This window comes from Bhargavaea massiliensis (genome assembly GCF_050480245.1).
Classification (GTDB): domain Bacteria; phylum Bacillota; class Bacilli; order Bacillales; family Anoxybacillaceae; genus Anoxybacillus.
Genome location: NZ_JBCNEQ010000015.1, coordinates 1 through 9,875 on the forward strand (window position 1 = coordinate 1; position 9,875 = coordinate 9,875).

Here is a 9,875-nt window from a genome sequence, read left to right on the forward strand (position 1 = left end):
CGAATCCTACCTGCGGAGCCAGTGCTTCCATAGCTCAGTTGGTAGAGCACTTCCATGGTAAGGAAGAGGTCACCGGTTCAAGCCCGGTTGGAAGCTTGTGTGTCGTATGTTGGCCCGTTGGTCAAGTGGTTAAGACACCGCCCTTTCACGGCGGTAACACGGGTTCGAATCCCGTACGGGTCATCTTTTATGGAGGATTAGCTCAGCTGGGAGAGCACTTGCCTTACAAGCAAGGGGTCGGCGGTTCGATCCCGTCATCCTCCACCATGTATGTAAATAAGTTCATAATTATGCCGGCTTAGCTCAATTGGTAGAGCAACTGACTTGTAATCAGTAGGTTGCGGGTTCAAGTCCTGCAGCCGGCACCATTTGCGGAGGGGTAGCGAAGTGGCTAAACGCGGCGGACTGTAAATCCGCTCCCTTTGGGTTCGGCGGTTCGAATCCGTCCCCCTCCACCATTTGTTTTCACACAATGATTACATACATTTTTGTCATATCAATGTCGGATTATTTCGCGAATTTCCTTCAGAAATTCTCAAAATAATCCTGCGGTGTTAATTCATGAAGTAAATTCTGAGAAGTTAACTCATGAAGTTATATCAATGGGCTATAGCCAAGCGGTAAGGCAACGGACTTTGACTCCGTGATGCGCTGGTTCGAATCCAGCTAGCCCAGCCATTCGTATAATGAGCCATTAGCTCAGCAACGAGCAAAACTTCTTCGAATATGTGTCGAGTTGTCCCGACGCACTTGACATCTTGGGTGTGCTAGTAGAGGAAGGGACAGGTAAAGCAAGATTGAGTAAGGTTTTTTAATTTATAACGAGCCATTAGCTCAGCAGGTAGAGCATCTGACTTTTAATCAGAGGGTCGGAGGTTCGAGTCCTCCATGGCTCACTGTTTGCGGAAGTAGTTCAGTGGTAGAACACCACCTTGCCAAGGTGGGGGTCGCGGGTTCGAGTCCCGTCTTCCGCTCCATGGGGCCTTAGCTCAGCTGGGAGAGCGCCTGCTTTGCACGCAGGAGGTCATCGGTTCGATCCCGATAGGCTCCATCTTTTTGAAACCTTAGGTACGACCTAAGGTTTTTTTTGCGTTTTGCGTAGAATAAATATTCAAAAAGTTGTCGAGTTGAGCCAACTGTTTCTTCCCGTGTACAATAAACAACAGATGCAACGAGGGGAGGAGATCAAGATGAACATTTCAATTATTGGTGTACCAATGGATTTAGGACAAACACGACGCGGTGTCGATATGGGACCAAGTGCGATTCGTTATGCTGGCGTAGTGGAACGTTTAGAGCGTTTAAATCATAATATTGAAGATTTAGGAGATATTCAAATTGGACGTGCTGAGCGCGAACAAGATGTGACAAATCCAAAATTGCGAAACTTGAAAGCAGTTGCTGAAGCAAATGAAAAGCTTGCTGCTACTGTTGATGAAGTTGTGAAAAAAGGTCGTTTTCCGCTTGTGCTTGGTGGCGATCATAGTATCGCGATTGGGACGCTTGCAGGAGTGTCTAAACATTATAAAAACTTAGGGGTCATTTGGTATGATGCACACGGAGATTTAAATACAGCCGAAACGACACCTTCTGGAAATATTCATGGTATGTCGCTTGCTGCAAGTTTAGGACTTGGGCACCCAGCTTTAACGATGATTGGTGGATATAGTCCAAAAGTGAAACCAGAAAATATTGTTATCATCGGTGCTCGTGCGCTTGATGAAGGTGAAAAACAACTAATTAAGGAAAAAGGAATCAAAATATATACGATGCATGAAGTCGATCGCCTTGGCATGACGAAAGTAATGGAAGAGACGATTGCTTATTTAAAAGAACGAACAGATGGCGTACATCTTTCTCTTGACTTAGACGGACTAGATCCGCATGATGCACCGGGCGTTGGAACACCGGTGATCGGTGGACTTACGTATCGTGAAAGTCATTTAGCAATGGAAATGTTAGCTGAAGCGCAAATCATCACGTCAGCGGAATTTGTTGAAGTCAATCCAATTTTAGATGAACGAAATAAAACAGCAGCAACCGCTGTTGCTTTAATGGGATCGTTGTTTGGTGAGAAGCTCGTATGAGAGGTGGCATCATGCCCCTCTCCATTTTTTTTAAAATTAACATATTCGTTGCGATTTATGGAACTTTGCTTTATGTTATTCGTATAAAATAGTAGCCCCCATGTGGAGGTAAATATTGAATGGACATGTTTATTAAGCAACGCATTAAAGCGGTTAAAAAAGGAGATCAAAGTGCTTTTGCTGATATTGTCGAGATGTACAAAGATAAAATTTATCAACTATGCTATCGGATGTTAGGAAATCGTCATGAGGCAGAAGATGCAGCACAAGAAGCGTTTATTCGGGCGTATGTCAACATTCATACATACGATCCGAAAATGAAATTTTCTTCTTGGCTGTATCGGATTGCGACAAATTTATCGATTGACCGCATTCGTAAAAAAAAGCCGGATGTTTATTTAGATGCGGAAGTATCAGGAACAGATGGGCTAACAATGTATTCCCAACTCGCAGATGAAGGAGCTTCACCGGAAGATGCGCTAGAAAGTTTAGAGTTACAACAAATGGTACAAGAAGCGATTTTAAAATTACCAGAAAAATACCGCACCGTCATCGTCTTAAAATATATTGAAGAATTATCACTACAAGAAATTAGTGACATTTTAAACTTGCCGATTGGTACGGTGAAAACGCGCATTCATCGTGGTCGTGAAGCATTGCGTAAATATTTAGGCCACTTATGATAAAAAGGAGTGAGACAGATGCCATGCTCTAAAAAAATTGTTCAATGGATGCATGACTACTTAGACGGAGATATTCAAAAAGAAGAACAACAACAATTGCACACCCATATTCAACAATGTAAAGCATGCCGAGAGCATTTTTATGCATTGAAAAAAACAGTGGCGTTTGTCGAAAATGTTTCTCACTTTACCCCTTCAGACGATTTCATCAAAAAAGTCATGTATAACTTACCGCGTGAAAAACGGCGCGTGCGCTGGAAACGATGGTTTACTCATCATCCGTTTTTAACGGCTGCATCATTATTTCTTCTATTAAGCACGAGCAGCTTATGGGCGGTTTGGCAAGAAAATGATGAGTTTTCTTTTTCTAAGCAAGAACATTTAATTGTTCAAAATCATACGGTCATTGTGCCAGAAGGAAAAGTTGTTGAAGGAGATATCGTCGTGCGCAACGGTGATATTAAAATCGAAGGGGGAGTGCACGGAAACGTAACAGTGATTAACGGACATAAATATTTAGCCTCTGCTGGTGAAGTCACCGGACAAATTGAAGAAGTTAATGAAGTATTTGATTGGATTTGGTATAATATAAAAAGAGTCGGTTACAATCTCGCCAAAACATTAATGAAATAGCCATCCATATTGATGGCTTTTTTACATGTGAGAGCAATTAGAATGAGTGAAGGAAGTGTAAGAATGCCATTTGGAGAGCTCCCAACATTTGTGAATTATCTCATTAAATTTGTAGACATTCTCGTTGTTTGGTTTGTCATTTATAAGCTTATTATGGTTGTACGCGGTACGAAAGCGGTGCAACTGCTTAAAGGGATTATCGTCATTATTCTTGTCCGAATTGTAAGTAGTTTTATTGGGCTAAGTACGTTGGAATGGTTGATGGACCAAGCGATTACATGGGGTTTTTTAGCGATTATCATCATTTTCCAACCAGAGCTGCGCCGAGCGCTTGAACAGCTAGGAAGAGGAAAATTGTTTTCGCGAAGCACGACTCCGGAAGAGGAAGAACAAACGCATATCATCGAAGCGATCGCAAAAGCGACAGAGTACATGGCAAAACGACGGATCGGAGCTCTTATTTCCATCGAACGAGAAACAGGAATGGGCGATTATATTGAAACCGGCATTCCATTACACGCGCATGTGTCGTCAGAATTGCTCATTAACATTTTCATTCCGAATACGCCTCTTCACGATGGAGCTGTCATTATTCAAAAAAATCAAATTGCTGCAGCATCTTGTTACTTGCCGTTGTCAGAAAGTCCATTTATTTCTAAAGAGCTCGGCACACGGCATCGCGCGGCATTAGGTATTAGTGAAGTGACAGATAGTATTACTGTTGTCGTATCTGAAGAAACAGGAGCGATTTCTGTTGCGAAAAATGGGGAGCTTTACCGCGATTTAAAATTAGATGTATTACGAGAATTGTTAATGAAGGAGCTCGTTCAACCAAAAGCAACTTCTTCATCTCGTTGGCAGTGGAGGGCGAAAAAAAGTGGATAAGTGGATGAATAGCCCATGGTTTATACGCATTTTTTCTTTGTTGTTAGCGCTTATGGTTTACGTTTCCGTCAACATTGAAACACAATCAAACAGCACGTCAAGAAATACAGTCGGGCAAACCGGTGTCGAAACGGTGGCGGACGTTCCGGTTGTAGCGTATTACGATCAAGAAAACCTCGTTGTTTCTGGCATTCCGCAATCCGTTAATGTGATGCTTGAAGGACCGAAAAGTATCGTGACGCCGACGAAGCTGCAACGAGATTTTGAAGTATATGTTGATTTGTCAAAACTCCCAATTGGTACGCATACAGTACCTTTGCAATACCGCAATATTTCCGAGAAATTGCGAGTTACCATTGATCCAGCGACAATCACTGTGACTATTGATGAACGAGTGTCGAAAGATTTTTCGGTGGAAGTCGATTTTATTAATAAATCACAAATTGCGGACGGCTATTCACCGGAACAACCGATTGTCAAGCCCAATATCGTGAAAGTAACAGGGGCAAAAACGTTAATTGACAAAGTAGCGCTTGTGAAGGCACGCGTCGATTTAGAAGGAGTCGAAGAAACGATTGAGCGAGAATCAAAAGTGACGGTATATGATAAGGAAGGAAATGTGTTACCGCTCGATGTCGAACCTTCGATTGTCGATATTACTGTACCAATCAAAAGTCCAAGCAAAACCGTTCCGTTTAAAACTGAGCGAAAAGGAAAGTTACGAGAAGGATTAGGCATTGTCAAAATTGAAGCAATTCCAAGTGAAGTAACGATTTTCGGACCAAAAGAAAAAATTGAAGACATCGAATTTATTAGTGGCATTGAAGTCGATTTAAGCGATATTACAAGCAATACGACTTTACAAGTCGATGTTCCTATTCCAAAAGGAGTAAAAGCTGTAGACCCAGCGAAAATTACGATTTTAATTGAAGTCGAACAAGAAAAGGAGAGAACGTTTCCTACCATCCCAATTGAAATTGTCGGACTGAACGATGCATACAAAGCAGAACTCATAAACCCTGAGGGTGGACATATTACGCTAACCGCGCTAGGAGCGGAAAGTGTGCTGAACGCTATTCAACTGAAAGATATTGAGGTATACTTAAATGTTAGTGAATTAGGGATCGGCGAGCACGATGTGCCGATTGAAGTAAATGGCCCTCAAAACGTTCGGTGGAAACTGCCACAAAAAAAAGCAGCGATTCGCATTACGAGAAATGAGTAATGATAAAAAGGAGCGATAGCATGGGTAAGTATTTTGGAACAGACGGTGTTCGAGGGATTGCCAATAGTGAATTAACACCAGAATTAGCTTTTAAAATTGGTCGTTTTGGCGGTTACGTATTAACGAAAGATAAAGAACGCCCGAAAGTATTAATTGGTCGCGATACACGCATTTCTGGTCATATGCTTGAAGGAGCGCTTGTAGCTGGACTGCTCTCCATCGGAGCAGAAGTTATGCGCCTTGGCGTGATTTCCACACCAGGTGTAGCCTATTTAACAAAAGTATTAGGGGCGCAAGCGGGGGTCATGATCTCCGCTTCGCATAACCCTGTTCAAGATAACGGCATTAAATTTTTTGGTCCAGATGGCTTTAAGCTTTCCGATGAACAAGAACAAGAAATTGAAGCCCTTCTCGATAGCGAAGAAGATACGTTGCCACGTCCAATCGGCAAAGATTTAGGGCAAGTAAACGACTACTTTGAAGGCGGACAAAAATATTTACAATATTTAAAGCAAACAGTAGATGAAGATTTTTCAGGCATTCACGTAGCGCTTGATTGCGCGCACGGTGCAACATCGTCATTAGCGACGCATTTATTTGCTGATTTAGATGCCGATGTTTCGACAATGGGAGCTTCACCGAACGGGTTAAATATTAACGAAGGTGTCGGCTCAACACATCCGGAGGCGTTAGCTGCATTTGTGAAGGAAAAAGGGGCAGATGTAGGATTAGCGTTTGATGGAGATGGCGACCGATTAATTGCGGTTGATGAAAACGGTGAAATTGTTGACGGTGACCAAATTATGTACATTTGCGCAAAATATTTACATGAACAAGGTCGTCTGAAACATCAAACGGTCGTCTCAACCGTCATGAGCAACCTTGGTTTTTATAAAGCGCTTGAAGCGCAAGGAATCAAAAGTGTGCAAACAGCCGTTGGTGACCGTTATGTCGTTGAAGAAATGAAAAAGAATGGATACAATTTAGGTGGAGAACAATCAGGGCATATTATTTTCCTTGATTACAACACAACAGGAGATGGGTTATTGACAGCGCTACAGCTTGTCAACATTATGAAAGTAACGAAAAAGCCGCTTTCTGAGCTAGCGGGGGAAATGAAAAAATACCCACAAAAATTAGTGAACGTAAAAGTAACAGATAAACATGAAGCAATCGCAAACGAAGAAGTGCAACGTGTCATTCGCGAAGTGGAAGAAGAGATGGCTGGAAACGGCCGCATTCTCGTCCGTCCGTCTGGTACGGAGCCGCTCGTTCGTGTGATGGTAGAGGCGCCAACAAATGAACTTTGCGATCAATACGTTGAGCGCATTGCGTCCGTTGTTCGTGAACGCTTTGGCGTACAATAATGTTTTTGATAAACGATATGCATAAATGGAACGGTTTATTCCATTTATGCATATTTTGTTTATATAGGGGTAAGCGATACACATTGACGTTTGCCTCTTTGTTGTTGTAAACTATTGTTGTTTGACATCTTACATGAAAGGAGGATAGCGGAAAAAAAGTTTCACAAAAGCGCCTGGACTAAGCTTTGGACGGGAAGAAAGCTTAGTTGACGAGGAGGAGGTTTATCGAGTGTTCGGCGGATGCCTCCCGGCTGATGCGATGACAGCCGCAAGTTCTTTCTTAAAACAAAGAGGCGACTCTTTGCACAAAGGAAAGAGCGTTCATCGCAAGCAAGTCAATTATTTAAGGGGCAAGAGCCCCTTTCTTGCCCCTATCATTAGGGAGGATTTATTATGTGCGGAATCGTTGGTTATATTGGTGAACAACCAGCAAAAGAAATTTTATTGTACGGATTAGAAAAATTAGAATACCGTGGCTATGACTCTGCAGGGATTGCATTATTAAACGAACAAGGTGTACATGTGTTTAAAGAAAAAGGACGCATTGCAGATTTACGTGCCATTGTCGCAGAAGATGTCGATGCGCCGCTTGGCATTGGCCATACACGTTGGGCAACACATGGCGTGCCAAACCGCGTCAATGCCCATCCACACCAAAGTGCATCAGGTCGTTTTACTCTTGTGCATAATGGTGTAATCGAAAACTACGAATTGCTAAAACGTGATTATTTAGCACACGTGTCGTTTCAAAGTGATACAGATACAGAAGTCATTGTGCAGCTAATTGAAACGTTCGTAAACGACGGATTATCGGTAGAAGAAGCGTTTCGTAAGACGCTTTCGTTATTAAAAGGTTCGTATGCGATCGCGTTAATTGATGCAGAAAATGATGGCGTCATTTATGCGGCGAAAAACAAAAGCCCGCTTTTAGCTGGGTTAGGCGAAGGATTTAATGTCGTCGCAAGCGATGCGCTCGCGATGTTACAAGTGACAAATCGATATGTTGAGTTAATGGATAAAGAAATCGTCATTGTGACAAAAGAACATGTGACAATTAAAAAGCTAAATGGTGAAGTGGTAGAGCGTGCACCGTATGTAGCGGAATTAGATGCAAGCGACATTGAAAAAGGAACGTATCCTTACTACATGTTGAAAGAAATTGACGAACAACCGCTTGTCATTCGCCGTTTGATTGAAAAATACCGCAACGAACAAGGCGAACTAGCGATGGATGAAGACATCATTCAAGCAGTCAAAGAAGCGGATCGTTTATATATTGTCGCATGCGGCACGAGCTATCATGCTGGTTTAGTCGGCAAACAATTGATTGAAAACTGGGCGAAAATCCCTGTTGAAGTGCACATTGCAAGCGAATTTTCATACAATATGCCGCTTTTATCGGAAAAACCGCTCTTTATTTATATTTCACAAAGCGGGGAGACGGCAGATAGCCGCGCGGTGCTCGTGCGCACGAAAGAGCTTGGTTATAAATCATTAACGATTACGAACGTACCGGGTTCAACATTATCGCGTGAAGCAGATTATACGCTTCTTCTTCATGCTGGACCAGAAATTGCTGTTGCATCAACGAAGGCATATACAGCACAAATTGCAGTGCTTGCGATGTTAGCGGCGGTCGCTGCGAAAGCAAAAGGCATCGCGCTAGATGTTGATGTCACGAAAGAACTCGGCATTGTCGCCAATGCGATGGAGACACTTTGCGACGCAAAACATGAAATAGAAAACATCGCACGCGAATATTTAGCGACAACACGCAACTGCTTCTTTATCGGTCGCGCGGTTGACTATTATGTCGTATTAGAAGGCGCATTAAAGCTAAAAGAAATTTCTTACATTCAAGCAGAAGGCTTTGCGGGCGGGGAATTGAAGCACGGCACAATTGCGTTAATTGAAAAAGGTACACCGGTCATCGCACTTGCGACACAAGAACATGTGAACTTAAGCATTCGCGGAAACGTAAAAGAAGTTGTCGCGCGCGGTGCAAATCCGTGCATCATTTCCATGAAAGGATTAGACATGGAGGACGACCGTTTCGTCATTCCAGCTGTTCATCCAATGCTTACGCCGCTTGCATCTGTCGTTCCATTGCAGCTCATTGCTTACTATGCGGCACTACATCGCGGTTGCGATGTCGACAAACCACGCAACTTAGCGAAGTCAGTAACGGTGGAGTAAAAATTAGAAGAAATGATAAAAACACTGTTGAGTAATAAAAAAGTTGTTTAAATTATAAAAAAGTCGTTTAAAAAATAAAAAAGTTGTTTAAAAAACACACGGCATCGATTACAATTAATGTAATCGAACGTGTGTTTTTTAATTTTTTGGGTCTTCACCATTTTCTGTGATTTCTACTCAATCCTAGAAACATGTTAGCTGGATGAAATGGGTTCATCAGGCAGGATCCTTCTTCCGCATACAGACCAACGATCATACCGATAGCGGAAGAAAGGAGCGCTTAAGCAGCCTGACTGCCTGTAGTGTTCCCTGTACACTCCAGAAATACACGCAAACGAAACCGTTCTAGATTTCGATAGCCATATGCCCGGCGTTTGATGTTTTTGATCTTGTGATTCGTTCCTTCGATTCGGGCATTCGTATATGAGCACAAAAAGTAGGAAAGAATGGGCTCTTTCCACCTTTCAAGCGTGTTGGCTGCTTGCTGAAAAGAGGCAAAGAGGCTCTGTTTGGCTAACCCAATCCATTCTTCTAAGCGTTCCTTTGCTTCGTTATATCCATCGGTTCGGTAAAAATCCCGAAACAACTCTTTCAGATAATAAGCAATGGAAAGTACCGGATACTCCTCCAAGATATCGTCTAATCGAAGCCGTTGGTCCTTACGAAGCTTTTTTCACAGCCTTTTAAGAGAAGATATCGAGCCTTTTTCAATGGAGAAAATTCCTTTCTTGCTTGATCCAAGGCTTGTGTCACTTTTTGAACCACATGGTACTTATCGATGTTAAAGCCGATGATAAAA

7 protein-coding genes, 9 tRNA genes and 1 pseudogene are annotated in these 9,875 nt (G+C 42.5%); 16 read left to right on the forward strand and 1 reads right to left on the reverse strand.

Annotated features, from left to right (window positions below; genetic code table 11):
• Nucleotides 1-23 precede the first annotated feature (23 nt).
• The 16 genes from ABEV15_RS04055 to glmS all read left to right on the forward strand — a co-directional run bounded on the left by ABEV15_RS04055 (nucleotide 24) and on the right by glmS (nucleotide 9,076).
• Nucleotides 24-96 (forward strand) — tRNA-Thr (locus tag ABEV15_RS04055).
• 15 nt (nucleotides 97-111) lie between these two features.
• Nucleotides 112-183, forward strand: a tRNA-Glu gene (locus ABEV15_RS04060).
• An 8-nt stretch (nucleotides 184-191) separates the two neighbouring features.
• Nucleotides 192-267 (forward strand) — tRNA-Val (locus ABEV15_RS04065).
• Between the two features lie 25 nt (nucleotides 268-292).
• Nucleotides 293-368: transfer RNA gene (locus ABEV15_RS04070), tRNA-Thr, on the forward strand.
• A gap of 5 nt (nucleotides 369-373) precedes the next feature.
• Nucleotides 374-458, forward strand: a tRNA-Tyr gene (locus ABEV15_RS04075).
• A gap of 145 nt (nucleotides 459-603) precedes the next feature.
• Nucleotides 604-678, forward strand: a tRNA-Gln gene (locus ABEV15_RS04080).
• Nucleotides 679-823: 145 nt separating this feature from the next.
• A tRNA-Lys gene (locus ABEV15_RS04085) sits at nucleotides 824-896 on the forward strand.
• 6 nt (nucleotides 897-902) lie between these two features.
• Nucleotides 903-977: transfer RNA gene (locus tag ABEV15_RS04090), tRNA-Gly, on the forward strand.
• A 1-nt stretch (nucleotide 978) separates the two neighbouring features.
• A tRNA-Ala gene (locus tag ABEV15_RS04095) sits at nucleotides 979-1,051 on the forward strand.
• Nucleotides 1,052-1,190: 139 nt separating this feature from the next.
• Complete coding sequence (rocF, locus tag ABEV15_RS04100; protein ID WP_498852428.1) at nucleotides 1,191-2,087, forward strand: arginase; 897 nt, start codon at nucleotides 1,191-1,193, stop codon at nucleotides 2,085-2,087.
• 119 nt (nucleotides 2,088-2,206) lie between these two features.
• The gene (gene sigW, locus ABEV15_RS04105; RefSeq protein ID WP_192952291.1) at nucleotides 2,207-2,770 is read left to right on the forward strand and encodes an RNA polymerase sigma factor SigW; all 564 of its coding nucleotides are present in this window, start codon (nucleotides 2,207-2,209) and stop codon (nucleotides 2,768-2,770) included.
• Between the two features lie 18 nt (nucleotides 2,771-2,788).
• Nucleotides 2,789-3,403 carry a zf-HC2 domain-containing protein gene (locus ABEV15_RS04110; protein ID WP_498852429.1) on the forward strand — a complete coding sequence of 205 codons (615 nt, stop codon included), beginning with the start codon at nucleotides 2,789-2,791 and terminating at the stop codon, nucleotides 3,401-3,403.
• A gap of 63 nt (nucleotides 3,404-3,466) precedes the next feature.
• Nucleotides 3,467-4,288, forward strand: coding sequence for a diadenylate cyclase CdaA (gene cdaA / locus ABEV15_RS04115; RefSeq protein ID WP_192952293.1), 822 nt, complete (start codon nucleotides 3,467-3,469; stop codon nucleotides 4,286-4,288).
• Nucleotides 4,281-5,513 (forward strand): CdaR family protein, encoded by a 1,233-nt coding sequence (locus ABEV15_RS04120; RefSeq protein WP_498852430.1) that lies wholly within the window; start codon nucleotides 4,281-4,283, stop codon nucleotides 5,511-5,513. Before cdaA ends, ABEV15_RS04120 begins: the two co-directional genes overlap by 8 nt.
• A 20-nt stretch (nucleotides 5,514-5,533) precedes the next feature.
• On the forward strand, nucleotides 5,534-6,880 hold the full coding sequence (gene glmM / locus ABEV15_RS04125; RefSeq protein WP_429633253.1) for a phosphoglucosamine mutase: 1,347 nt from the start codon (nucleotides 5,534-5,536) through the stop codon (nucleotides 6,878-6,880).
• Nucleotides 6,881-7,273: 393 nt separating this feature from the next.
• Entirely contained in the window at nucleotides 7,274-9,076 is a 1,803-nt protein-coding gene (gene glmS / locus ABEV15_RS04130; protein ID WP_498852431.1) for a glutamine--fructose-6-phosphate transaminase (isomerizing), read from the forward strand.
• Between the two features lie 280 nt (nucleotides 9,077-9,356).
• Here the strand turns inward: glmS and ABEV15_RS04135 are convergent.
• A pseudogene (locus ABEV15_RS04135) lies at nucleotides 9,357-9,875 on the reverse strand (ISL3 family transposase); the annotation flags it as partial.

Bases quoted from the DNA above. Each gene is read 5' to 3' on its own strand.
- rocF (WP_498852428.1), top strand. From the start codon at position 1,191: ATGAACATTTCAATTATTGGTGTACCAATGGATTTAGGACAAACACGA.
- sigW (WP_192952291.1), top strand. From the start codon at position 2,207: ATGGACATGTTTATTAAGCAACGCATTAAAGCGGTTAAAAAAGGAGAT.
- ABEV15_RS04110 (WP_498852429.1), top strand. From the start codon at position 2,789: ATGCCATGCTCTAAAAAAATTGTTCAATGGATGCATGACTACTTAGAC.
- cdaA (WP_192952293.1), top strand. From the start codon at position 3,467: ATGCCATTTGGAGAGCTCCCAACATTTGTGAATTATCTCATTAAATTT.
- glmM (WP_429633253.1), top strand. From the start codon at position 5,534: ATGGGTAAGTATTTTGGAACAGACGGTGTTCGAGGGATTGCCAATAGT.
- glmS (WP_498852431.1), top strand. From the start codon at position 7,274: ATGTGCGGAATCGTTGGTTATATTGGTGAACAACCAGCAAAAGAAATT.